We start from the raw sequence: 22434 nt of genomic DNA on the forward strand, positions 1-22434 counted from the left end.
ATGGGCCCGTGACAGAGCTGACCGAACAGGACAGACGGGCCACCGACACGGCCGGACCGTTCGCCGAGCTGCTGCGGATCGAGCCGCTCGACGAGAACACGTTCCGCGGCCACTGCCACGCCGGAGCGCCGATGCGCGCGTTCGGCGGCCAGGTCGCCGCGCAGGCCCTGGTGGCGGCCGGGCGGACGATCGGGGCGGACCGCTCCGTGCACTCGCTGCACGGCTACTTCCTGATGCCCGGCGACCCGACCCGCCCGATCGAGTACCGGGTCGACCGGGTCCGCCAGGGCACCTCCTACGCCACCCGGCGGGTGACGGCGGTCCAGCGGGGCGAGGACGTCTTCACCCTCTCGGCGTCCTTCAAGCGCCCCGAGCCGGCCGCCGACCGGCACCGGGAGATCCCGGCGCTGCCCGGCCCCGAGGAACTGCCGGACGCCTTCTCGCTCTGGGACGACGCCGCCCGCGCCGCGCTGGCCGCCAGCGGCTTCGGCGCCCTGGAGCTGCGGTTCGTCCCGCCGGACGCGCCCGGTGTGCCCCCGACCGTGCCCGGCATGCCGCAGCAGTTCGTCTGGCTGCGCACCGGCTCGCCGCTGCCCGCCGACGACCCGCTGCTGCACGTCTGCGCGCTCACCTACCTCTCGGACCTCACGCTCGCCTCCACCGCCGGGCTGCACGTCCAGCCGAACTTCTTCCAACGCACCGAGCCGCCCCGGCTGCTGATGGCCTCGCTGGACCACGCGATGTGGTTCCACCGGCCGTTCCGGGCCGACGAGTGGCTGCTCTTCGCGCAGCGCAGCCCGTCCTCCTCGGACGGCCGCGGGCTGGCGCTGGGCGAGTTCTACGACCGCGGGGGCCGACTGGTGGCCTCCGCCGTCCAGGAGGCGCTGATCCGCGAACGCCTGGTCGCGCCGCGCTGAACTCCCGGTCACCCGGCCGCGCCGCACCGAACGGCGCCGCCGCGCCGACCGGCCGCCCGCCGTTCACGACCCCGTCCACTCCCCGGTGGCCGGCGGGCGAACGGAGGGCGGCCGGTGGGCGTCATATTCCTGAGCGGCCCCGGCCCGTATCATGGTGCGGGTGACCAAGGTTGACCTGTCACCACGGCCGGTGGAGGCGATGTCTCCGCGTCAGCTCGAACGCCGCGAAAGCCTGATCGCGGCCGCGCTCGCCCTGGTGAACGAGATCGGCGTCGAGCGGCTGCAGATGAAGCAGGTCTGCGAGCGGTCCGGAGTCGCCCTGGGGACGGCGTACCGCTACTTCTCCTCCAAGGACCACCTGCTGGCGGCGGCGATCGCCGAATGGCACCGGCTGCTGCTGGCCGACCTGGTGGCGGAGTTGCGCGGACCGCGCGCCGGCCTGGGCGCCACCGACCGGGTGGTGCGGTTCGTCCGCGGCGGCATGCGCGCCTACCAGCGGCAGCCCGAACTGGCCCGGCTCCGGGTGGCCGTCGCCGCCTCCACCGACCCCTTCGCCAGCGAGGCCCTGCAGGGCATGGCCCGGGCCGACAGCGCGGCGCTCCAGGCGGTGATGGCCGACGAAGTGCCGGCCGCTGCGAGCGACCTGGTGCGGCACATCGTCGGCCATGCCTGGCAGGGCGAGCTGACCGCCTGGGTGACCGGCCGCACCACGCTCGGCGACGCCCGCCGCCGGCTGGAGGACGTGGTCCGGCTGGTGCTGACCCCGTACGAGACGGCCTACCCGGCCCCGTACGAGGTCACGTCCAGCGCCTGAGGCGCGGCACGGTCCGGTGGGGGGCGGACGGGCCCGGCCCCCGCCGCACCGGCGGTTCGCCGTGCCCGCCCACAGGCCGGGACGGGCAGGCAACGGGCGGGCGGCAGGCGGGCGGCGACGGGGCTTGACCTTCACACTGGTGTGAACTTCTAACGTGCGAAGCGGTCCGGCCGTCCGGCCACGACCCACCGCCCGCACGAGCAGCTCAGGAGCACCGCCATGACCACCCGGCCCACCGCCACCGCAACCCCCGCGCCGCTCGCCGCGATCGTCCGCGGCAGCGGCCCCGGGCTGCTGCTCGCCCACGGCGCGGGCGGCAGCGCCCGCGACAACTGGGGTCCGCTGATCGACGACCTCGCCGCCCACCGCACCGTCGTCGCCCCCGACTACCCCGGCTCCGGCGACAGCCCCGCCGAACCGGGCGAGCCCTCGCTCGACGAGCTGGCCGACCGCCTGGTGGCCGCCGCCGACGCGGCCGGCCTGACCGAGTTCGACCTGGCCGGCTACTCGCTCGGAGCCGCCGTGGCCGTCCGGATCACCACCCGCCACCCCGGGCGGGTCCGCTCGCTGCTGCTGCTCTCCGGGGTGGCCGGCGGTTCGCAGCGGTTCCGACTGCTCGCCGACCAGTTGTTCGCCCTCGCCGAGCACCCCGAGCTGATGGCCGACCAGCAACTGACCACGGTGTTCGGCCGGAGCTGGGTGGACGCCCTGCCCGCCGAGCAGCTCGCCGAGCTCCGCGCCGCCATAGCCGGCACGCCGCTCCCGGCGGGCTTCCGCCAGCAGTTCGACCTCGCCGCCCGCGCCGACGTCCGCGGCGAACTGGCCCGCGTCGAGGTGCCGACCCTGGTGGTCTCCACCACCGAGGACGGCCTGGTCTCTCCGGAGCAGCACCGCGCCCTGGCCGAGGGCATCCCCGGCGCGCGGTTCGTCGAGCTGACGGCCGGCCACCTGCCCATGGTCGAGCGGCTGCCCGAGCTGCGGGAGCTGCTGCTGGGCTTCCTGGCGGCGAGCCCGGCCCACCCGGTCGCGGCCTGATACCCCGTCACCACGGCCCCGGCCGGCCAGGTGCCCGGCCGGGGCCGCGCGGGAACACCCGGCCGGCCGACGGTGTTCGCCCGATCATGCGCATCGGAGAACTCGCCCGCCTGACCGGGGTGTCCACCCGCCTACTGCGGTACTACGAGGAGCAGAACCTGCTCCGGCCCACCCGCTCCACCGGGGGCTACCGCGAGTACGACGAGGGCGACACCGTCCGGGTGCGGCAGATCCGCAGCCTGCTGGCGGCGGGCCTGTCCACCCGGGTGATCGCCGAGATCCTCCCCTGCGCGAGCGGACCGGTCCCCGCCCTGGAGGCCTGCCCCAACCTGCTCGGCACGCTCCGCGACGAGCTGGCCGAACTCGACGCGCGCATCGGCGAGCTGACCCGCAGCCGGAACGCCCTGGCGGGCTACCTGGACGCGGCCGAGCCGCCGTCCCGCCTCTACACGGCCGCCTGAACCGGCCGGGTCGCCGTCGGCGAGGGCCCGGCCGATGCCCGTCGGGGCGACCGGCACCCCCCGACCGGGTGAAACCCGCCCGCCCCGGGGTGGGCCACCGGCCTCCCCGGGGTATCGCGTGACCTGCGGCGTTGCGCATGCGCCCAAGCCGACGCCCACCTCCCATCCGGACTTCACCCGCACGTAGCGATCGTTAACGCCGCCCTGGAAACCTCCGTGTCATGAACGCCCACCCTCCGGCGACCCCCCAGGAACCGCGCTTCCCGCTGCCGCAGCGCCACCGCCGCGTCCTGGCCTGCTTCGCCGTCCTCGCCTCCGTCACCCTGGGCACCCTCGGCGTCGGCGCCACCGTCGAGACCGTCCAGCACGGCACGGTCGCCACCGCCACCGCGACGGTCCGGGATTGACTTCCGCTCTCCGGCCTAAAGGCCGGAGATTCCTACCACGGTCGGCTGACCGTCTCGGTGGGTTCCTGCTTCACCGCGCTGCGCCGGTACAAGTACCGGTCTTACCTGCGCTCGACAGGCGGACACCGCCAGTCCGGCGGCCTGGGCGACGTTGACCGCCGCGTTGATGTCCCGGTCGAGGACGGCCCCGCAGTTCGAGCAGACCTGCGAGGTGGGCTCGAAGCGTCCTGTTCGATGGAAGGCGCGCCCGTACCGGTTCGGGTAGAGGCGGAAGGAGTACCGGAGCTGCATGACGATCAACCTGTCCGAGGGCACTGACAACAGTGCGGGAGACTGCGAACGCACACGTCACGACAGGGTTCAGACTCGCTTCACCACCAGGCTGAAGCCCGGCCCACTGCGATCAGCCCCGATAGCACCGCCGAACCGCCACCGCCCGCCCGCCTGATCGCGGTGCGGGCGTTTTTCGTGCCCGGGGCGCGGCCTGGTGGGGCGCGGCGGTCAGGCCGGCTGGCCGGCGCGGGGCGCGGCGGGGGCGGCGGGGGCCGGGATGGTGATGTCGGGGTCGCGCCGGGAGTGCCGGCCGGTGCCGGGGGCGGGGACGAGATCGGGGGCCGGCGCGTAGCGGGCGGCGGGGGCCCGGAGCAGCCAGCCCGGGGGGCGGGTGCCGCGCGGGGCGGGGGTGATCAGACCCATCCGGTGGAGCAGGTCGAGCGCGTCGCGGCGCAGGGCGGTGCGGTCGGCGAGGTAGCCCCGGTGCCAGCCGGCCGGCAGGCCGTACTCGTCGGCGATGTCGCCGAGCACGCCGTCTATCAGCGCGTCCGGGACGGGCACATCGGGGCCGGTGGTCTCGCCCGGGAGCGGCCGGACCTCCTCGACCAGGCGCTCGACCAGCAGCAGGGCCGCCTGGGCGGCCGTGTCGGTCCCGGGCAGGGCGAGGTCGGTGAGCTCCTCCGCCGGGTCGAGCAGGGCGACGCCCTCGGCGCGCAGCTCCGACTCCAGGCCGAGGAAGTCGGCGAGCGCGGCCGGGCCGGTCCGGCCGTGGTCGCGCAGCCAGGCGCGCTGGTCCTCGGGCAGGTCGGCGGCCAGCACGACCGGGGTCTCGGCCAGCCGGCGGCGGACGGCCGTACCGGGCTCGGCCTCGGCGGCGCGGCGGATGAGGTCGGCGGCGTCGTCGGCGAGCGCGGGCGGGCCGACCGGGACGGCGCGGGCGAGCTCCCGGTCCACCGTCAGGACGGCGGCCGGGTCGGACGGCTCGGCGGGCAGGTCTGCGGACAGCTCGGCGGGGAGGTCGCCGAGTACCTGCCAGTCGGCGAGCACGGCGAGCGCCATCACGAGGTCGGGGCAGTCCCCGGGGCGGGCGGCCGGACCGGTCCCGGGGTCGGCGGCCTTCATCGCCGCGAGCAGGCGGTCGAGCGGGAGTTGTTCGGGCGCGTCGACCAGCAGGGCGAGCGCGAGGGCGAGCTGCGCGTACCCGCCGGGGGTGAACGGGGCGCCGGTGACGGGGTGTTCGAGGCGACGGGCGGCGCCGGGGCCGAGTCCGGCCTTGTGCAGGCGGGCATGCCAGGGGCCGACCACCAGGCGGTAGCCGAGCAGGGTGTCGAAACGCTCGGCGAGCCAGTCGCGGTGACGGCGGATCAGCGGGAAGCCGTCGGCGTGCGGCCCGGAGGCGGTGACCAGCGGGTGGGCGACGAGCAGCCGGGCGGCGATCCGCCGTTCGGCCGCGGTGGCCGCGGCGGAACGATCCTGCGGCACCACGGCGGGCCCCCGGGAGCGTTCGGGCTTGCGGTGCCGGCCGGGCTGGCCCGGCTTGGCGCCCGAGAGGACGACGGGCAGCGCGGCGGCGTCCCGGCGGGCGCGGCGCAGGCCGCCGGCGGCGCGCGGTTCACGGGCGCGCGGCGGCGCGGGGGTGTGCGCGGTGGGGCCGTGCCACCAGCTGACCTCGGTGGCGGCCGGTCCGGCGGCGACCGGTTCGGTGGGAGCGCCGAAGTGCCGGGCCGGGTAGAGGCCGAGAGAGGCGGCGCAGAGGTCGTCGGCGGTACGGGGGTCCGCCTCAGCGAACCAGCGCGCGAGGCGGAGCAGCCCCGGGTCGGGCGAGAGCACCTCGGCGGACGGGGAGGGGGAACCGGTGGGCGCGTCCGATTCCGGGCGGTCGGGGCAGGCGGCGGGGGCCGGGCCGGGGCCCTGCGGGGCGTCAACTCCCGTGGTGGGGGCGGCTCCGGGTACCGGACGGGGGGCGGACGCGCGTACGACGAGGACGGCGTCGGTGGTGCCCCGCCCCGCCCCGCCCGTGCGCCCGTCCGACCTGCCACCGGCCGTCCGCGCGGCGCCGGTCGCGTACTCCTGCTGCTCCATGTCGGGAACCAGACTAGACGGTGGGCGCGGCCCTCGCTGGCACCCGCCCGGCTCCCGGCGACATCCGGCCGAACGGCGACCGAACGGCGGGCGGGCAGCGGACGGGCGACACGTCACCCCGGTTGCGCGGACGGACCTACGCACCGGTAACAATCTCTTCCGCGCCCCCTTCAGGTCGCCTGTCGTGCCCACCGCTCCGCCCCGCCGCCCCGCTCCCCCACCCAACCACCCGCCCGGAGGACACCGCCGCATGAGCATCCGTACGACCACCCGCGCCGTCCTCGGCGGTCGGCTGCGCTCCGCCACCGGCCTGCTCACCGGCTACGCCACCACCTCGGCGGCCCACCTGGGAGCCCTGCTGACCGGGACGCCGGCCCTGCGGCACGCCACCAAGCCGCCGCTGATGCCGCTGCTCGCCGCGCACAGCGTCACCCGGGCCACCGAGGCCGGCCGGCGCGCTCCGAAGCTGCTCACCCCGGCGCTGCTGCTGAGCGCGGGCGGGGACGTGCTGCTCCAGCTCGGCGACGACACCGCGTTCCTGGCCGGAATGGGTTCGTTCGCGGCGGCGCACGTCTGCTACGTGACGATGTTCGTCGGCCAGGGCGCGCTGACCGACCGGCGTCGGGCGGCGGTGGTCGCGGCGGCGTACGCGACGGCCTGGGTGACGATGGTGGGCCGGCTCTGGCCGGATCTCGGCGACCTGCGGATCCCGGTGGCCGGCTACAGCCTGCTGCTCGCCTCGACGGCGGTCACCTCGGCCGGGCTGGGCGCGCGGGGCGGGCTGGGCGGCGCGCTGTTCCTGCTCTCCGACACGCTGATCGCCACCAAGCTGGCGAAGTGGCGCCGGCTGCCGGGGCACGAGTTCTGGATCATGGCCACCTACATCCTGGCGCAGTACCTGCTGGCGACCGGTGCGCTCCGGGCCGCCGAGTCCCGGGAGGACGGGGACGGTCCGGCCACGTTCCGGCCCGCCACGTTCCGGCCCGCCACGTTCCGGCCCGCCACGGTCTGACCCGCCACGGTCCGACCGAGCGCGCGGGTGCCGCCGGACACTCCGTCCGGCGGCACCCGTCCTCGCCCCTCGGTCGCGCGCGGCCCGTGGGGCACCCTCGCGGAAGCGTCCCTTCAGGCCGATCCGGCGCCGGCCGACCGCCGCCGCAGCAGCCAGAAGCCGCCGACGCCGCCCACAACCAGCAGCGCACCGCCGACTAGCTCCGCGGGGTCGGCCGCCACCGAGCCGCCCAGACCGGTCTTCACCGCGCCGTGCGGGGCGACCTGCTGACTGCCGGCACCGGACTGCCCGAGCGAACCCGCCCACTCACCGGCCGCCTCGCTCCACCCGCCCAGGCCCGAGGGCGCGGAACCACCGGAGGTGGACACCGAGACCGTGGTCACCGTGACATTGGTGGTGAAGGCGCCGCCGTCCGGGCAGGTGCCGTCGATCTTGTTCTCGCCGCCGAACTTGCTCGCCAGCCGGGCGGAGCCGGTGTGCTTGCCGTCCGAGCCGAGCGTGAGGGTGGCCGGGCCGCCCTCGAAGGCCGGCGAGCTGGCGGTGATGGTCTTGGCGTTGGGCTTGTCGGACTTCTCACAGGCGACCGTGACCGTCACGGTCTGGCCCGGTGCGGCCTGGGACGGGCTGACCGAGGCGGCGCCGTCCTTGGCCAGCGCGAGGGGGGCCGTCAGGCCGGTCAGCACCGTCGCGCCGATCAGGGCGGCGGCGGCCGTACGCGTGGGGCGCATACCGGAACCTCCGGGTTCTCTCGGGCGCAGCCGGGGACTCCGATGTCCACGTGATCGAACAACTACACCCGGTCACTCACCGACGCTAGGCACACCCTCCGCGCCCGGCCACCGCTCTGGCCCGTTCGAGGGAGAGCCGACTACGCCCAGTGACGAGGCCCCCCAGGGCCGCTCAGAGGTCCAGGTCGACGACGACCGGGGCGTGGTCCGAGGTGCCCTTGCCCTTGCGGGCCTCGCGGTCGACGTAGCTGTCGGTGACGGCGTCCACGAAGGGCTTGTTGGCGTAGGTGAGGTCGATCCGCATGCCCCGGTTCTTCGGGAAGGCCAGCTGGCGGTAGTCCCAGTAGGTGTAGGGGCGGTCGTACTTCAGCGGGCGGGGCACCACGTCGTGCAGGCCGGCCGCGTCCAGGGCGGCGAGCGCGGCCCGCTCGGCGGGGGTGACGTGGGTCAGGCCCTCGAAGGCGGCCACGTCGAAGACGTCCTGGTCACTGGGCGCGATGTTGAAGTCGCCCAGGACGGCGTAGGGGCGCTCGCCGGCCGCGTCCTCCAGCGACGCCCGGCGCAGCGCCTCCAGCCACTCCAGCTTGTAGCGGTAGTGGGCGTGGTCGACCTCGCGGCCGTTGGGCACGTAGACCGACCAGACCCGGACCGGGCCGCAGGTGGCGGCGATGGCGCGCGGCTCGACGTCGGGCAACAGGGCGTCGTCGGCGAGGTAGCCGGGCTGCTCGGGCAGGTCGCGGACGACGTCGTCGAGGCCGATCCGGGAGACGATCGCCACGCCGTTCCACCGGCCGGTGCCGTGCGCGGCCGTCTCGTAGCCGAGCTCGCGGACCGGCTCGTACGGGAAGGCGTCGGAGGCGCACTTGAGCTCCTGGAGGCAGAGCACGTCCGGCTTGGCGCTCTCCAGCCATTCGAGGAGCTTGGGCAGCCGCGCGGTGACGGAGTTGATGTTCCAGGTGGCGATGCGGACGGTCACGGCGGGCGGCCTTCCCGGTGGCGGTGGCGATGGCGGTTCGGTACGGACGAGTGCTGGACGCACGGGGGCGGGCGCCCTGCTGGACGCCCACCCCGAATCTACCGAACGGCACCGACAATCCAGCCGGCGCGCGGTCGGGCCGCACGCCCCGCCGGGTGCGGGGGCGTGCGGCCACAACCTCAAGGCGCGGCCTCAGGGCACGGCTTCAGGCCTCGATCTCAGGGCGCGGGCCGGACCACCGCCGCCGAGCCGCCACCACGGCGCACCGGTTCGGCGGCGGCGACCCAGCGGCCGTCCGGCAGCCGCTCGACACCGGTAGCCGCGCCGATCTCCGGCGTACTGGCGAACACGTGGCCGAGCGCCTCCAGCCTGGCCCGCTCCGGCAGCGCCAGGAAGCCGGGCTCGGCCTGGGTGGCCGCCGTGTTGCGCTGGCTGGCGCGCGGCGCGGCGATCGCCTGCGCCAGGCTCAGCCCCCGGTCCAGGCGCCCGAGCAGCACCTGGAGGGTGGTGGTGATGATCGTCGCGCCGCCGGGCGAGCCGGCCGCCAGCACGGGCTCGCCGTCGCGCAGCACGATGGTCGGCGAGAGCGAGGAGCGCGGCCGCTTGCCCGGCCCCGGGAGGTTGGGGTCGGGCACGCCCGGCACCAGCGGGGTGAAGTTGAAGTCGGTCAACTCGTTGTTGAGCAGGAAGCCGCGGCCGGGGACGGTGATGCCGCTGCCGCCGGTCTGCTCCAGGGTCAGGGTGTAGGAGACGATGTTGCCCCAGCGGTCGCCCACCGTGAGGTGACTGGTGCTCAGGCCCTCGTACGGCTCGGCGGCGGGCGCCGGGCCCACGCTCGCGCAGGCGGCCGGGTGGCGCGGGTCGCCAGGGGCGATCGGGCTGGTCAGGGCCCGGTCGGGGCTGATCAGGCAGGCCCGGGAGGCGGCGAACCGGGCGGAGAGCAGCTCCTTGACCGGGACGTCGTTGAACGCCGGGTCGCCCACCCAGCGGTTGCGGTCGGCGAAGGCGAGCCGGGTGGACTCCAGGAAGTGGTGGTAGTACTGCGTGGTGTCGTAGTCGGCGACCTCGCCGTCCTCCAGGATGCCGAGCGCCTCGCCGACGGTGGTGCCGCCGGAGCTGGACGGGGCGATCGAGTAGAGGTCGTAGTCCCGGTAGGCGACGTGGGTGGGCTGCTGACGGCGCACCCGGTAGTCGGCGAGGTCGGTGGCGTCCACCTTTCCGGGGCGGGCGACCCGGCCGGACGCCGGATCGACCGGCGGGTGCTGGACGGTGCGGACGATGTCGGCGCCGATGTCGCCCCGGTAGAGGGCCTCGGTGCCCTCCTTACCGAGCTGCCGGTAGGTGGCGGCGAGATCGGGGTTGCGGAAGGTCGAGCCGACCACCGGGAGCGCGCCACCGGGCAGGAAGAGCCGGGCGGTGTCGGGGAAGTCCTTGAACCGGGCCTGGTTGAGCGAGGTCTGGTCCTGGAAGGTCTGGTCGACGGTGAAGCCCTGCTCGGCGATCCGCTGGGCGGGCTTGAGGGCCTCGGCGAAGCTGCGCCGGCCCCATTGTTCAATGGCGGTCTGCCAGGTGGCCGGGGAGCCGGGCACGCCGACGGAGAGGCCGCTGGTGACGGCGTCGGCGAACGGCAGCGGCTTGCCGTTCTCCAGGAACAGCGAGGTGTCGGCGGTCCGGGAGGCGGTCTCCCGGCCGTCGATGGTGTGCACCCGCCCGCTGGCGTGGTCGTAGTAGACGAAGTACCCGCCGCCGCCGATCCCGGCCGAGTACGGCTCGGTGACCCCGAGCGCCGCCGCCACCGCGACCGCCGCGTCCACGGCGTTGCCGCCCTTGCGCAGCACCTCGATCCCGGCCGCCGTGGCGTCGGCGTCCACACTGGCCACCGCCCCGCCCCAGCCCACCGCCTCGGGCACCTTGGCCGGCGGCGCCACCGCCCCGGCCGGTCCGACGGTGGACCACACCAGCGCGGTGGCGAGCAGCAGCGGTGGGGCGATACGGGCCAGGGCTCTCATCCGAACTCCTCTTCCCCTGAATCGGCCGGATCGACTGAATCGGCGTCAGCTCCGTTGTTTCACAGGAGCCATGACCCCGACAACCGTGCCGCCTCGCTACCAACGGGTAGTTGACACGCCACAGCGGGCCCGACCGGCGGGCGGGCGGTCGCTTCGCGGACTGACAGCCGGCAGCTGACAGATAGCAGCTGTCATTTGTCAGTCGTCACTCGCCGCCCCCCGGCGGCCCGGTTACGGGACCGCGCGTTCCACCCGGCGGCGCTTGATGGTGCGGAACCGGCGGGCGACCTGGCGGGCGAGGTCGGCGGCGCCGACCAGGCCGGCCTCGTTGCCGAGGGCGGCGTGGACGATGGCCGACTCGGGGCGGAAGCCCCGGCCGGTGAGGGTGCGGCGGAAGGTGTCGCGGGCGGGGCCGAGCAGGAGGTCGCCGGCCTCGGAGACGCCGCCGCCGATGACGAAGCGGCCCGGGTCGAGGGCGGCGGCCAGGTTGGCGATGCCGACGCCGAGCCAGGTGCCGACGTCGTAGAGCAGCTCGGTGGCGGTCGGGTCGCCGGCCCGGGCGGCCTCCGTGACCAGCGGGCCGGTGATGGCCTCGACGTTGCCGCCGGCCCGGGCCAGCAGTGCCTGGACCACCGGGGACTCCTCGGCGACCAGTTCGCGGGCGTCGCGCACCAGCGCGTTGCCGGAGGAGTACTGCTCCCAGCAGCCCCGGTTGCCGCACGGGCAGCGGTGGCCGCCGGGCACCACCTGCATGTGCCCGAACTCGCCGGCCAGCCCGTACCTGCCCCGGTCCACGTAGCCGTCGCGGACGACGGCGCCGCCGATGCCGGTGCCCAGGGTGAGCATCACCATGTGCTCCTCGCCCCGGCCGGCGCCGAAGCGCCACTCGGCCCAGGCGGCGGCGTTGGCGTCGTTCTCGACGATCACCGGGAAGCGCAGCCGGGAGCTGAGCGCGTCGCGCAGCGGTTCGCCGCGCCAGTTGAGGTGCGGGGCGAAGAGCACCGTGGAGCGCTCGGAGTCGACCCAGCCGGCCGCGCCGATGCCGACGGCGTGGACGTCGTGCCGGTCGGCGAGCTCCAGCACCAGCTCGACGATGACGTCCTCGACCACCTTGGGGCTCTTGGACTTGTCGGGGGTGTCGGTGCGCAGCTTCTCCAGCACCTTGCCCTCGCCGTCGACGACGCCGGCGACGACCTTGGTGCCGCCGATGTCGACGCCGATGGTCGGCAGCCGGAGCAGGCCGGCGGGCAGGGCCCGGCGGCGGCGCTCGGCGCGCGGGCCGAGGCCGAGGAGGGTGGGCAGGACCGGCGGCCGGTTGCCGCCCTGGGGAGTGGTCACGGCTGGGGACGCTCCTCGGCAGAATGGTCGGACGCGGGGTCGGGGGTGGTCGAGGGCCGGCCCAGCTCGTGGGAGAGCTCGGCGAGGTCGGAACCGCCGGCCATCTCGGTGGTGAGCTGTTCGAGGCCGATCTCCGCACGGGGGTGGCTGCCGGCCGTCCGGCCCCGCTTGAGCAGGGTGAAGTGGTCGCCCACCAGGTAGGCGTGGTGCGGGTTGTGGGTGATCAGCACGACGCCGAGCCCGGCGTCCCGCGCGGCGGTGACGTACTTGAGCACCACGCCGGACTGCTTGACGCCGAGCGCCGCGGTCGGCTCGTCCAGGACGAGCACCTTGGCGCCGAAGTGCACGGCCCGCGCGATGGCCACGCACTGGCGCTGGCCGCCGGACAGGGTGCCGATCGGGCGGTCGACGTCGGGCAGGTCGATGCCCATGTCGGCGAGCGCGCTCCGGGTGGTGGCGCGCATGCCGTCGGCGTCGATCCGCAGGCCGCCCCAGCGCTTGTGCCCCTGCTCGGAGCCGAGGAAGAAGTTCCGCCAGACGGGCATCAGCGGGACGACGGCGAGGTCCTGGTAGACGGTGGCGATGCCGCGGTCCAGGGCCTGGCGCGGGGAGTCGAAGGTGACCTCCTCGCCGCCCACCGTGAAGGTGCCCTCGTCGTGCCGGTGCAGCCCGGCGATGATCTTGATCAGGGTGGACTTGCCGGCGCCGTTGTCGCCGAGCACACAGCTGATCTCGCCGGTCCGCAGGGTCAGCGAGACGTCCTCCAGCGCGCGGACGGTGCCGTAGGTCTTCCCGACCCCGGAGAGCGCGAGCAGCTCGGTACCCGGCAGAAGAGGGACGGGCGTGGTCATCGGGGCCCCCGTTCGGCGCGGCGCTTGACCCAGGTGTTCAGCAGGGCGGCGAGCAGCAGCATCGCGCCGAGGAAGAACTTGAACCAGTCCGGGTTCCACTGCGCGTAGATGATGCCCTTGCTGGCCATGCCGAAGATCAGCGCGCCCAGCGCGGAGCCGACCACCGAGCCGTAGCCGCCGGTGATCAGGCAGCCGCCGATGACGGCCGCGACGATGTAGATCAGCTCGTTGCCGACGCCCTCGCCGGACTGCACGGTGTCGAAGGAGAACAGCAGGTGCTGGCCGAGCACCCAGGCGCCGAAGCCGACGAACAGGTAGAGCACCGTCTTGGTCCGGGCGACCGGGACGCCGACCGCGCGGGCCGCGGCCGCGTCGCCGCCGACCGCGAAGACCCAGTTGCCGAAGCGGGTGCGCAGCAGCACCCAGCTGCCGACCAGCAGCAGGCCGATCCACCACCAGACGGTGGCCTTGATCGTCAGCCCGCCGACGGTCACCTCGGAGGCGAACAGCCAGCGGCAGGACGCGAAGCCCTCCATGTCCGAGATCGGCTTGGTGGAGACGGTGCCGGAGACCAGCTTGGTGACGCCGAGGTTGGCGCCGGTCAGCATCAGGAAGGTGCCGAGCGTGACGATGAAGCTGGGCAGCCTGGTGCGGGCCAGCATCCACCCGTTGAACAGGCCGACCGCCAGCGTGACGGCCAGCGAGACCAGCACGCCCACCCAGGTCACGGCGGTGAGCTGGTAGGAGACCATCGACGAGGTCAGCGCGGCGGTGGTGACCAGCACGCCGGCGGAGAGGTCGAACTCGCCGCCGATCATCAGCAGCGCGACCGGTACGGCCATGATCCCGATGGTGGAGGCCGCGTACAGCACGGTGCCCAGCGAGGGTACCCGCAGGAAGGGCTCGGCGACGGCGGCGAAGACCAGGAAGACCGCGGCGGCGGCGATCAGCGCGCCCAGTTCGGGCCGGCCGGCCAGGCGGCGCAGCGCGGCCGGGCGTTCGCGGTCCTGGACGAGGACGTCCGGGGAACTCACCTGGTCCCCCTCGCCACGTACTCGGCGAGCGCGTCCGCGTTCTCCTTGGTGAGGATCTGCGGGCCGGTGGCGACCGGCTTGCCGCCGCCGAGCATGTCGAGGTTGGAGCGGTAGAGCCAGAGCAGGTCGACGCCCTCGTAGCCCTGGAGGTAGGGCTGCTGGTCGACGGCGAAGCCGACGGTGCCCGCCTTGAGGCCGGAGACCACCTGGGTGCCCAGGTCGAAGGTGTCGAGCTCGACCGGTCGGCGGGCGTCCTGGATCGCCTGGAGGCCGGTGGCGGCCATCGGTCCTGAGAGGGTGAGCACGGTGTCGATCGCCGGGTCGGCCTGGAGCTTGGCGGAGATCGCGGCGCGGGCGTCCGGCATGTTGACGCCGTCGACGTACAGCACCTGGAAGGCGCCGCCGGCCCGGCCCTGGGCGCCGGAGCAGCGCTGCTCCTGGCCGACGTTGCCCTGCTCGTGGATGACGCAGAGGACGTTCTTGCGGCCGCGGGCGGCCAGTTCGCCGCCGGCGGCCTGGCCGGCGGTGCTCTCGTCCTGGCCGATGTGGGTGAGCGCGCCGAAGCGGGCGGAGAACTCCTGGCCGGAGTTGATGGTGATGACGGGGATGCCGGCGGCCTTGGCCTTGCCGAGGACGTCGGCCATCGCGTCGCCCTTGGCGAGGGTGACCAGCAGGCCGTCGACCTTCTGGTCGATGGCGGCCTGGACGAGCTGGACCTGGTTCTGGGTCTGCGCGTCGTTGGAGTAGAGGAAGGTGATGTTGTCCTTGGCGGCGGCCTGCTCGGCGCCCTTGCGCACGGTGTCCCAGAAGGCGTCGCCGGCACCGGCGTGGGTCACCATGGCGACCTTCCAGCGCGGGGTGGTGACGGCGCTGCCGCCGGCGGCCGACGCCTTGGCGCGGGCCTCCTCGGCGCGTTTGCCTCCGGTGCTGCTGCAGCCGGCGGCGGCGACCGTCAGGGCCAGGACGGCGAGCGCCACGGCGACGGGCCGGAGCCGGCGGACGGGACTCATGCGGGTTGTGCTCATCCCCATAGTCTCGCTTCCCCGCGGACGCGCGTTCGCACCGCCTCGCCCGACGGGCCGATCCGTCCGGGCGGTATCGTGCCCTGCGGGGGATTCCTGGGCGTTCGCTGGACGTGACGTCCGGGCAGAGCCTGCCAGAGTGGCAGACTGGGGCGGACCCGAAAAGGGAGCTTCGCGGAAACGTGATGTTCCTCTCAGGTTCCGCACAGATTCGGACGGCAACCGATCCCCGTTACGCGCCGTCTGATGCCATTGAGGTGGCGTTCCGGGCGAGTGGGGCCCGGGCGGCTTCGAACCCGGATACGAGAACTTGATGCAACTGACAGGTACGCCATTCTTCATCTGCACGGTCATCCTCGTGCCGATCTCCATCGCGGTGGCGATGTGGTTCTGGGGTCGGGTCAAGGGCCCCGAACCGGTGCGCGTCCTGTCCAGGCTCGCCATGATCGTGTTCTGCCAGGCCACCGCGGTGCTGATGGTCTTCATCATGGTCAACAACGCCAACCTCATCTACGGCAACTGGGACGACCTGCTCGGCACCGGCCACCACGTGCGCGCGGTGCCGTCCGTCCCGCCGATCGACCAGGCCGGCGGCCAGACCTCGGCCGCCGGTGACGCCGCGCACCCGTCGGCCAACAAGGTCCAGCAGTCCTTCCGCGGCGTGGACGACCCGAAGGTGCCGAACGACGTCCAGAAGACCGACCTCAAGGGCCAGCTGTCCGGCGTCGACGGCGAGGTGCTGGTCTGGCTGCCGCCGCAGTACCACGACCCCGCGTTCAAGGACAAGAAGTTCCCGGTGGTCGAGCTGATCCCCGGCTTCCCGGGCTCCTCCTCCACCTGGTACGGCACGCTCAAGGTCTCCGAGCAGCTCAAGCCGCTGATGCAGCAGGGCAAGGTGGCCCCGTTCATCCTGGTCTCGCCGCGCACCCTGCTGCTGGGCAACCGCACCGACGCCGGCTGCACCGACGTACCGGGCAAGGTCAACGCGGACACCTGGCTCACCCGGGACGTCCCGCAGATGATCCTGGACAACTTCCGGGCCGACCCGTCCGCCGACCGCTGGGCCGTCGCCGGCTACTCGGCGGGCGCCCACTGCGCCACCAAGCTCTCGCTGGCCCACCCCAACCGCTACCGGGCCGCCATCAGCCTCTCCGGCTACAACGACCCGGCCAAGGAGCCGGACTCGCTGGTCGGCAAGGACCCGAAGCTCCGCGAGGCCAACAACCCGGTGACCATCCTCAAGAGCGCGCCCCAGCCGCCGAAGGTCGCGCTCTACATCTCCGGCAACAAGGGCGACGGCTACGAGGACGGCCAGGCGCTCGCCGCCGTCGCCAAGGCGCCGACCACCGTCCAGGTGGTCGAGACCACCGGGCCGCACTCCAGCGACGTGTGGAAGGACATGGTGCCGGGCGTCTTCGAGTGGCTGACCGGCATCATCCCGGCGCTGTAACTCGCCCGCTCGCCTCCGGGGCGCTTTGACCCGGTGCCGACGGTCGTCGCTCCCTCGCGCCTCCCTTTCGGCACCGGCGCGCCCCTTCGGCTCGGGGCGGGCCGGTGCTCCGGGGCGCTCCGGGTGCGCGGGGCTCAGGCGAGTTCGAGCGCCAGGTAGAAGTCCACCCGGTCCTCCAGCCGGGAGAGGTCACGGCCGGTCAACTCCTCGATGCGGCCGATCCGGTACCGCAGCGTGTTGACGTGGACGTGCAGCTGCGCGGCGCACCTGGTCCAGGAGCCGTCCGACCGGAGGAACGCCTCCAGGGTGCGGACGAGGTCCGCCTGGTGCTCGATGTCGTAGGCGATCACGGTGTCCAGCAGCCGACTGCGGAAGGCCCGGCGGACCTCGTCCGGCACGGCCGCGAGCAGCAGCACGTGCGAGGCCAGCTCCTCCGGCCCGGCCACGCAGACCCGGCCCACCCGGGCGGCGGCGATCCGGCGGGCGTGCCGGGCCTCCTCCAGCGCGCCGCGCAGCCCGACCGCCTCCCGGGCGGGGGCCGAGACGCCGAGGGTGATCCGGCCCTCCGAACCGAGCCCGGCCTCCAGCGGGGCGAGCAGCTCGCGCAGGGCGTCGGCGGGCACCGGGCTGTCCGGCGCGGGCAGCACCACCACCGCGCCGGTCCCCGCGTCGGCGACCAGCGCCCGGTCGCCGGCACCGCCCAGCGCCTCCTCCAGGATCGCCCGCACCGCGCCCTCGGGCAGGCCGGTGCCCTCGGCGCTGAGCACCAGCCAGGAGCCGTCCGGCGTCCGCGGCCCGGGCTCGCGGCTCTCGTAGCGGGCGGCCATCGCCGAGGACGCGTACAGGGTGCGGCTGATCTCGGCCGGGTCGGCGTCGCGCTGGAGCAGCGCGAGCACCTCGTCGGCGAGGCGGCGGCGCAGTCGGCGGCCCTCGTCGCGGCGGTGGCGCTCGGCGGCGACCAGCCGGGCCAGGTTCTCGGCGAGCTGCTGGCGCTTGGCGGTCCACTCGGTGACGTCGCCGGCCACCGCGAGCACCCAGTCGGCGAGCGGCGCCTCGGCCTCGGGGTCGGCCGGGGCGGGCAGCAGCGAGTAGGCGCCGGCCGCGAGGCGGGCCCGGTGCGGGGGGCGGCGGCGCTGGCGCTGGGCGGCGAGGTGGGCGCGGACCAGCTGGTCGCGGTCCCCGGCGGGGAGCCGGTCGGCCGGTCCGGCGATCACCGCGCCGGTCGGGGTGAGCACCCAGCAGTCGAGGTCGAGGTCCCCGCCGAGCAGGTCGAGGACGGCGTCCAGGCCGCCCCCGCCGGCCGCCGAGACCAGCTGCCGGTGCCGGTCGACCAGGGCGGCCAGGTCGGCGGCCCGGTCGGCGGAGACCTGGCGGCCGACGAACTCGGTGACGGTGCCGAAGGCGATGTCGTCGGGCACGGCCAGCAGCGGCATCCGGTGCCGGCGGCACGCCTCGACGAGGTCCTCGGGGACGGGGCCGACCTCGGCCTCGCCAGCCGCCAGGGCGACCGCGCCGCCGGCCACGATGGTGCGCACGAAGCGCTCGGAGTCGGCCGGGGCGGTCCGCCAGAGCATGCCGGTGAGGACCAGCTCGCCGCCGTGCAGATAACGCCCGGGGTCGTGCAGGTCGGTCGTCATCACGCCGCTGACCTGCCGGTCCAGCTCCTCCTCGGCCGCGAGCAGGCGCAGGCGCGGGGCGCCGGGGGCGAGCAGGTCACGGACACGCATCCGGGGGCTCCTAACGGGCTGGCGGTGGGGTGTGGGGGTGGTCCGAGCGCTCGGTCCGCGGTCACAGTGTGCCCGAACACCCGTGCTCGGCGTTACGTCCCAACGGGTGCCCGGATTACGGGGTCGTGGCTTGGGAATCACGGCCGGATTACGGTCGTAGGTGTGGCCCGGCGCGCGGCTGGGCTGCGGCATCGTGCTCCTTAGAGGAACGTACAGGATGCCGGGCGGGACCACAGCCGGGGCTTCATGCCATCGGTGACTGCCAGTGGCCCCCGTCACAGCGGTTCACTGGCCACACGCCGCCGGACACACCCCGGTGACCCGACGCATAGGCGACGACGCGGTGGGCACGGTTCGAACACCGGACCCCGGGCCACCGGACACGGGCACTGTGCCCACCCGTCCGGACGGCAACGACTTGAGGAGAGACCCGCATGGAGTTCCTTCGGCCCGCCACCTGGGACGAGGCACTCGCGGCGAAGGCCGAACACCCGGCCGCGCTGCCCATCTCGGGCGGTACGGACGTCATGGTCGAGATGAACTTCGACGTGCACCGGCCACCCGCGATCCTCGATCTGAACCGCGTCACCGAGCTCACCGAGTGGTCGAACGACGGCGAGGCGGTGCGGCTCGGCGCCGCCGTGCCCTACAGCCGGATCATCGACGAGCTGTCCGGCCCGCTGCCCGGCCTCGCGCTGGCCGCCCGCACGGTGGGCTCGCCGCAGATCCGCAACCGCGGCGGCGTCGGCGGCAACCTGGGCGCGGCCTCGCCGGCCGGCGACTCCCACCCGGCGCTGCTGGCGGCCGGCCGGGACGTCCTCGTCGAGGCGGCCTCCGTCCGCGGCACCCGGCTGATCCCGATCGACGACTTCTACGTCGGGGTGAAGCGCCACTGCCTGGAGGCCGACGAGCTGATCCGCGCCGTGCGGATCCCGGTCGCGGACGGCCCCCAGCAGTTCTCCAAGATCGGCACCCGCAACGCGATGGTGATCGCGGTCTGCGCGTTCGGCTTCGCGCTGCACCCCAGGAACGGCACCGTCGGCACCGGCATCGGCTCGGCCGCCCCCACCCCGCGCCGCGCCGTCGAGGCCGAGGAGTACCTGCGGGAGGTGCTCGCCGAGCGCGGCCTGTGGGAGAGCGGCGAGCTGCTGGGCGCCGAGGTGGTCCAGCGGTTCGGCGAGCTGGTCAAGGCCGCCGCCTCCCCGATCGACGACGTCCGGGGCACCGCCGACTACCGGCGGCACGCGCTCGCCGTGATGGCACGGCGCACGCTCACCTGGACCTGGAACGACTACCGCAAGCAGATCAGGAGCGCGGCATGAGGGTCACGTTCACCGCCAACGGCAAGCCGGTCGAGGCCGACGACGTGTGGGAGGGCGAGAGCCTGCTCTACGTGCTGCGCGAACGCGTCGGCCTGCCCGGATCGAAGAACGCCTGCGAGCAGGGCGAGTGCGGTTCCTGCACGGTCTACCTGGACGGCGTGCCGGTCTGCTCCTGTCTGGTCGCGGCCGGCCAGGTGCAGGACCGCGAGGTGCGCACCGTCGAGGGGCTCGGCGGCGAGGACGGCGAGCTGGGCCTGGTCCAGCAGGCCTTCGTGGACGCCGGCGCCGTCCAGTGCGGCTTCTGCACGCCCGGCCTGCTGGTGCAGACCGACGCGCTGCTGGAGCAGGACGCCCAGCCGTCCGACGCGGACATCCGCGAGGCGCTGTCGGGCAACCTGTGCCGGTGCACCGGCTACGAGAAGATCATGGACGCGGTGCGGCTGGCGTCCGCCCGCAAGTGCGCCGGCGCCCACGCCGGTGAGGCGGTGGCGGAATGAACGCGCGGACGAGTGACCGGACCAGCGGTACCCGGACGATCCAGGGCGAGAAGAACCTCCAGGAGATCCGGCAGTCCAGCAAGGACGGCATCGGCGGCTCGCCGCTGCGCCCCGACGGCACGCTGAAGGTGCGCGGCGAGTTCGCGTACTCCTCCGACCTGTGGCACGAGGACATGCTCTGGGGTACGGCGCTGCGCTCGCCGCACCCCCGGGCGAACATCCTCTCCGTGGACATCTCCGAGGCGCTCACCGTGCCCGGCGTGTACGCGGTGCTCACCCACGAGGACATCCCCGGGGCCAAGTACTACGGCCTGGAGATCGCCGACCAGCCGGCCCTGGCGATCGACAAGATCCGCTACCACGGCGAGGCGATCGCGCTGGTCGCCGCCGACCACCCGGAGACCGCCCGGCGCGCGGTGAAGAAGATCAGGGTCGAGTACGAGGTGCTCACCCCGATCGTCACCGAGGAGCAGTGCCTCGACCCGGAGACCTACGGGTACGTCCACGAGCCGCACGAGTACAAGTCCCACGCGTACGGCAACATCTGCCACGAGCAGCACCTGGTCTCCGGCCTCGGCGTGACCGACGAGGTGCGGGCGCTGGCGGACGTCGTGGTCAGCGGCACGTACGAGGTCGGCATGCAGGACCAGGCCTTCCTCGGCCCGGAGTCCGGGCTGGCGGTGCCGGCCGAGGACGGCGGCATCGACCTCTACATCGCCACCCAGTGGCTGCACGTGGACCGTCAGCAGATGGCGCCGGTGCTCGGGCTGCCGGAGGAGAAGGTCCGGCTCACCCTGGCCGGCGTGGGCGGGGCGTTCGGCGGCCGCGAGGACCTCTCGATGCAGATCCACGCCTGCCTGCTGGCCCAGCGCACCGGCAAGCCGGTCAAGATCGTCTACTCCCGGGACGAGTCCTTCTTCGGCCATGTGCACCGCCACCCGGCGAAGATGTACTACGAGCACGGCGCCACCCGGGACGGCAAGCTGGTCTACTCCGACGCCCGGATCGTGCTGGACGGCGGCGCGTACGCCTCCGCCTCGCCCGCCGTGGTCGGCAACGCGGCCTCGCTGGGCAACGGCCCCTACGTGATCCCCAACGTCCGGATGCACGCCATCGCGCTGTACAGCAACAACCCGTCCTGCGGGGCGATGCGCGGCTTCGGCGCGGTGCAGGCGGCCTTCGGCTACGAGAGCCAGATGGACCGGCTGGCCGCCGAACTCGGCATGGACCCGGTCGAGTTGCGGCAGCTCAACGCCGTGCGGCAGGGCGACCGGATGCCCACCGGCCAGGAGATCGACGCGCCCGCGCCGGTCGCCGAACTGCTGCGGCGGGTCAAGGACATGCCGCTGCCGCCGCCGCTCGACACCGACGACCTGGACGTGCGGCTGCTGCCCGGCGCGCTCTCCAACACCTCGCACGGCGAGGGCATCGTGCGCGGCGTCGGCTACTCGGTCGGCATCAAGAACGTCGGCTTCTCCGAGGGCTTCGACGACTACTCCACCGCCCGGGTGCGGCTGGAGGTGATCGGCGGCGAGCCGGTCGCCCTGGTGCACACCGCGATGGCCGAGGTCGGCCAGGGCGGCGTCACCGTGCACGCCCAGATCGCGCGCACCGAGCTCGGCGTCGAGCAGGTGACCATCCACCCGGCCAACACCGAGGTCGGCTCGGCCGGTTCGACCTCCGCCTCCCGGCAGACCTACATGACGGGCGGCGCGGTCAAGCTGGCGGCCGAGGCGGTCAGGCGCGAGCTGATCGAGAAGGGCCGGCGCCGCTACGGCTGGACCCAGCAGGACCTCACGCTGGTCGGCGGCAAGGTCGTCTCCGAGTCGGCCGGTCCGCTGGTCTCCATGGTCGACCTGCTCGGCGACGACGCGATCGAGCTCACCCGCGAGCACCACCACCGCCCGACCGTGCCGTTCGACAAGGAGACCGGGCAGGGCTTCGGCCACGTCCAGTACACCTTCTGCGCCAACCGCGCGGTGGTCGACGTGGACGTCGAGCTGGGCCTGGTCAAGGTGGTCGAGCTGACCGCCGTCCAGGACGTCGGCAAGGCGCTCAACCCGCTCTCGGTGGTGGGCCAGATCCAGGGCGGCTGCACCCAGGCGCTCGGGCTCGCGGTGATGGAGGAGATCATCCTCAAGGACGGGAAGGTGCGCAACGCCTCCTTCACCGACTACCTGATCCCGACCATCCTGGACACCCCGCCGATCCCGGTCGAGATCCTCGAACTGCCCGACCCGAACGCCCCGTACGGGCTGCGCGGAGTGGGCGAGGCGCCGACCGTCTCGGCGACGCCGTCCATCGTGGCCGCCATCCGCGACGCCACCGGTCTGGCGCTGCGGCGGATCCCGGTCCGCCCCGAGCACCTGACCACCGAACAGCCCGGGGAGCTCTAGCCCCGCGCACCCCCTCCTGCTCCCCCACACCCCCGCGACTCCCCGGGGCGGCGTCCGGTCTTCCCCGCCGCCCCGGGGCGGAG

At 74.2% G+C, this 22434-nt stretch carries 19 protein-coding genes and 1 pseudogene; 10 read left to right on the forward strand and 10 right to left on the reverse strand.

Annotation, left to right across the window (positions count from 1 at the left end; all coding sequences use genetic code 11):
* Positions 1-8 precede the first annotated feature (8 nt).
* The 5 genes from ACFP3U_RS09820 (at position 9) to ACFP3U_RS09840 (ending at position 3634) form a co-directional block, all read left to right on the forward strand.
* Entirely contained in the window at positions 9-917 is a 909-nt protein-coding gene (locus ACFP3U_RS09820) for an acyl-CoA thioesterase (RefSeq protein WP_380224930.1), read from the forward strand.
* A gap of 160 nt (positions 918-1077) precedes the next feature.
* Positions 1078-1731 (forward strand): TetR/AcrR family transcriptional regulator, encoded by a 654-nt coding sequence (locus ACFP3U_RS09825; protein WP_380224931.1) that lies wholly within the window; start codon positions 1078-1080, stop codon positions 1729-1731.
* A gap of 219 nt (positions 1732-1950) precedes the next feature.
* The gene (locus ACFP3U_RS09830; protein WP_380224932.1) at positions 1951-2766 is read left to right on the forward strand and encodes an alpha/beta fold hydrolase; all 816 of its coding nucleotides are present in this window, start codon (positions 1951-1953) and stop codon (positions 2764-2766) included.
* 86 nt (positions 2767-2852) lie between these two features.
* Complete coding sequence (locus tag ACFP3U_RS09835) at positions 2853-3227, forward strand: MerR family transcriptional regulator (protein WP_380224933.1); 375 nt, start codon at positions 2853-2855, stop codon at positions 3225-3227.
* Positions 3228-3448: 221 nt separating this feature from the next.
* Entirely contained in the window at positions 3449-3634 is a 186-nt protein-coding gene (locus ACFP3U_RS09840; RefSeq protein ID WP_380224934.1) for a hypothetical protein, read from the forward strand.
* A gap of 15 nt (positions 3635-3649) precedes the next feature.
* Here the strand turns inward: ACFP3U_RS09840 and ACFP3U_RS09845 are convergent.
* Together ACFP3U_RS09845 and ACFP3U_RS09850 are read right to left on the reverse strand one after the other, a co-directional pair.
* A pseudogene (locus ACFP3U_RS09845) lies at positions 3650-3889 on the reverse strand (RNA-guided endonuclease TnpB family protein); the annotation flags it as partial.
* Between the two features lie 246 nt (positions 3890-4135).
* Positions 4136-5989, reverse strand: coding sequence for a DUF2398 family protein (locus ACFP3U_RS09850; protein ID WP_380224935.1), 1854 nt, complete (start codon positions 5987-5989; stop codon positions 4136-4138).
* Positions 5990-6239: 250 nt separating this feature from the next.
* Between ACFP3U_RS09850 and ACFP3U_RS09855 the strand changes: the two genes are divergently transcribed.
* The gene (locus ACFP3U_RS09855; protein WP_380224936.1) at positions 6240-7001 is read left to right on the forward strand and encodes a lysoplasmalogenase; all 762 of its coding nucleotides are present in this window, start codon (positions 6240-6242) and stop codon (positions 6999-7001) included.
* A 113-nt stretch (positions 7002-7114) separates the two neighbouring features.
* Here ACFP3U_RS09855 and ACFP3U_RS09860 read toward each other — a convergent pair whose 3' ends face one another.
* From ACFP3U_RS09860 to ACFP3U_RS09890, 7 genes are all read right to left on the reverse strand, one after another.
* Positions 7115-7729, reverse strand: a complete 615-nt coding sequence (locus ACFP3U_RS09860) for a hypothetical protein (RefSeq protein WP_380224937.1) — start codon at positions 7727-7729, stop codon at positions 7115-7117.
* A 172-nt stretch (positions 7730-7901) separates the two neighbouring features.
* Entirely contained in the window at positions 7902-8705 is an 804-nt protein-coding gene (locus ACFP3U_RS09865) for an exodeoxyribonuclease III (protein ID WP_380224938.1), read from the reverse strand.
* A gap of 218 nt (positions 8706-8923) precedes the next feature.
* Positions 8924-10714, reverse strand: coding sequence for a gamma-glutamyltransferase (gene ggt, locus ACFP3U_RS09870; protein ID WP_380224939.1), 1791 nt, complete (start codon positions 10712-10714; stop codon positions 8924-8926).
* Between the two features lie 231 nt (positions 10715-10945).
* A complete protein-coding gene (locus tag ACFP3U_RS09875; protein ID WP_380224940.1) occupies positions 10946-12052 on the reverse strand; it encodes an ROK family glucokinase in 1107 nt (368 codons plus the stop codon).
* A complete protein-coding gene (locus ACFP3U_RS09880; RefSeq protein ID WP_380224941.1) occupies positions 12049-12903 on the reverse strand; it encodes an ATP-binding cassette domain-containing protein in 855 nt (284 codons plus the stop codon). Before ACFP3U_RS09880 ends, ACFP3U_RS09875 begins: the two co-directional genes overlap by 4 nt.
* Complete coding sequence (locus tag ACFP3U_RS09885; protein ID WP_380224942.1) at positions 12900-13937, reverse strand: ABC transporter permease; 1038 nt, start codon at positions 13935-13937, stop codon at positions 12900-12902. Before ACFP3U_RS09885 ends, ACFP3U_RS09880 begins: the two co-directional genes overlap by 4 nt.
* Positions 13934-14962, reverse strand: a complete 1029-nt coding sequence (locus tag ACFP3U_RS09890) for a substrate-binding domain-containing protein (protein WP_380224943.1) — start codon at positions 14960-14962, stop codon at positions 13934-13936. Before ACFP3U_RS09890 ends, ACFP3U_RS09885 begins: the two co-directional genes overlap by 4 nt.
* A gap of 310 nt (positions 14963-15272) precedes the next feature.
* Here ACFP3U_RS09890 and ACFP3U_RS09895 point away from each other — a divergent pair, with 310 nt between their 5' ends.
* A complete protein-coding gene (locus ACFP3U_RS09895) occupies positions 15273-16409 on the forward strand; it encodes an alpha/beta hydrolase (protein ID WP_380224944.1) in 1137 nt (378 codons plus the stop codon).
* 134 nt (positions 16410-16543) lie between these two features.
* Here the strand turns inward: ACFP3U_RS09895 and ACFP3U_RS09900 are convergent, their stop codons facing one another.
* Positions 16544-18136: a PucR family transcriptional regulator gene (locus ACFP3U_RS09900; protein WP_380224945.1), complete on the reverse strand. Its 1593-nt coding sequence runs from the start codon at positions 18134-18136 to the stop codon at positions 16544-16546.
* 434 nt (positions 18137-18570) lie between these two features.
* On the opposite strand from ACFP3U_RS09900, the gene ACFP3U_RS09905 reads away from it, so the two are divergent.
* From ACFP3U_RS09905 to pucD, 3 genes are read left to right on the forward strand one after another with little or no spacing between them, the layout of a single operon-like run.
* A complete protein-coding gene (locus tag ACFP3U_RS09905) occupies positions 18571-19458 on the forward strand; it encodes an FAD binding domain-containing protein (RefSeq protein WP_380224946.1) in 888 nt (295 codons plus the stop codon).
* On the forward strand, positions 19455-19955 hold the full coding sequence (locus ACFP3U_RS09910; protein ID WP_380224947.1) for a (2Fe-2S)-binding protein: 501 nt from the start codon (positions 19455-19457) through the stop codon (positions 19953-19955). The genes ACFP3U_RS09905 and ACFP3U_RS09910 overlap by 4 nt, the downstream gene beginning before the upstream one ends.
* Positions 19952-22351, forward strand: a complete 2400-nt coding sequence (pucD, locus tag ACFP3U_RS09915; protein ID WP_380224948.1) for a xanthine dehydrogenase subunit D — start codon at positions 19952-19954, stop codon at positions 22349-22351. The genes ACFP3U_RS09910 and pucD overlap by 4 nt, the downstream gene beginning before the upstream one ends.
* The last annotated feature ends 83 nt before the right edge of the window (positions 22352-22434 follow it).

The organism is Kitasatospora misakiensis (assembly GCF_042656005.1).
Classification (GTDB): Bacteria; Actinomycetota; Actinomycetes; order Streptomycetales; family Streptomycetaceae; genus Kitasatospora; species Kitasatospora misakiensis.

What these genes read in the sequence shown, in the direction of transcription:
- ACFP3U_RS09830 (WP_380224932.1), top strand. Translation starts at nt 1,951, where the DNA reads ATGACCACCCGGCCCACCGCCACCGCAACCCCCGCGCCGCTCGCCGCG.
- ACFP3U_RS09835 (WP_380224933.1), top strand. Translation starts at nt 2,853, where the DNA reads ATGCGCATCGGAGAACTCGCCCGCCTGACCGGGGTGTCCACCCGCCTA.
- ACFP3U_RS09840 (WP_380224934.1), top strand. Translation starts at nt 3,449, where the DNA reads ATGAACGCCCACCCTCCGGCGACCCCCCAGGAACCGCGCTTCCCGCTG.
- ACFP3U_RS09850 (WP_380224935.1), bottom strand. Translation starts at nt 5,989, where the DNA reads ATGGAGCAGCAGGAGTACGCGACCGGCGCCGCGCGGACGGCCGGTGGC.
- ACFP3U_RS09855 (WP_380224936.1), top strand. Translation starts at nt 6,240, where the DNA reads ATGAGCATCCGTACGACCACCCGCGCCGTCCTCGGCGGTCGGCTGCGC.
- ACFP3U_RS09860 (WP_380224937.1), bottom strand. Translation starts at nt 7,729, where the DNA reads ATGCGCCCCACGCGTACGGCCGCCGCCGCCCTGATCGGCGCGACGGTG.
- ggt (WP_380224939.1), bottom strand. Translation starts at nt 10,714, where the DNA reads ATGAGAGCCCTGGCCCGTATCGCCCCACCGCTGCTGCTCGCCACCGCG.
- ACFP3U_RS09880 (WP_380224941.1), bottom strand. Translation starts at nt 12,903, where the DNA reads ATGACCACGCCCGTCCCTCTTCTGCCGGGTACCGAGCTGCTCGCGCTC.
- ACFP3U_RS09890 (WP_380224943.1), bottom strand. Translation starts at nt 14,962, where the DNA reads ATGAGCACAACCCGCATGAGTCCCGTCCGCCGGCTCCGGCCCGTCGCC.
- ACFP3U_RS09895 (WP_380224944.1), top strand. Translation starts at nt 15,273, where the DNA reads ATGCAACTGACAGGTACGCCATTCTTCATCTGCACGGTCATCCTCGTG.
- ACFP3U_RS09900 (WP_380224945.1), bottom strand. Translation starts at nt 18,136, where the DNA reads ATGCGTGTCCGTGACCTGCTCGCCCCCGGCGCCCCGCGCCTGCGCCTG.
- ACFP3U_RS09905 (WP_380224946.1), top strand. Translation starts at nt 18,571, where the DNA reads ATGGAGTTCCTTCGGCCCGCCACCTGGGACGAGGCACTCGCGGCGAAG.
- ACFP3U_RS09910 (WP_380224947.1), top strand. Translation starts at nt 19,455, where the DNA reads ATGAGGGTCACGTTCACCGCCAACGGCAAGCCGGTCGAGGCCGACGAC.
- pucD (WP_380224948.1), top strand. Translation starts at nt 19,952, where the DNA reads ATGAACGCGCGGACGAGTGACCGGACCAGCGGTACCCGGACGATCCAG.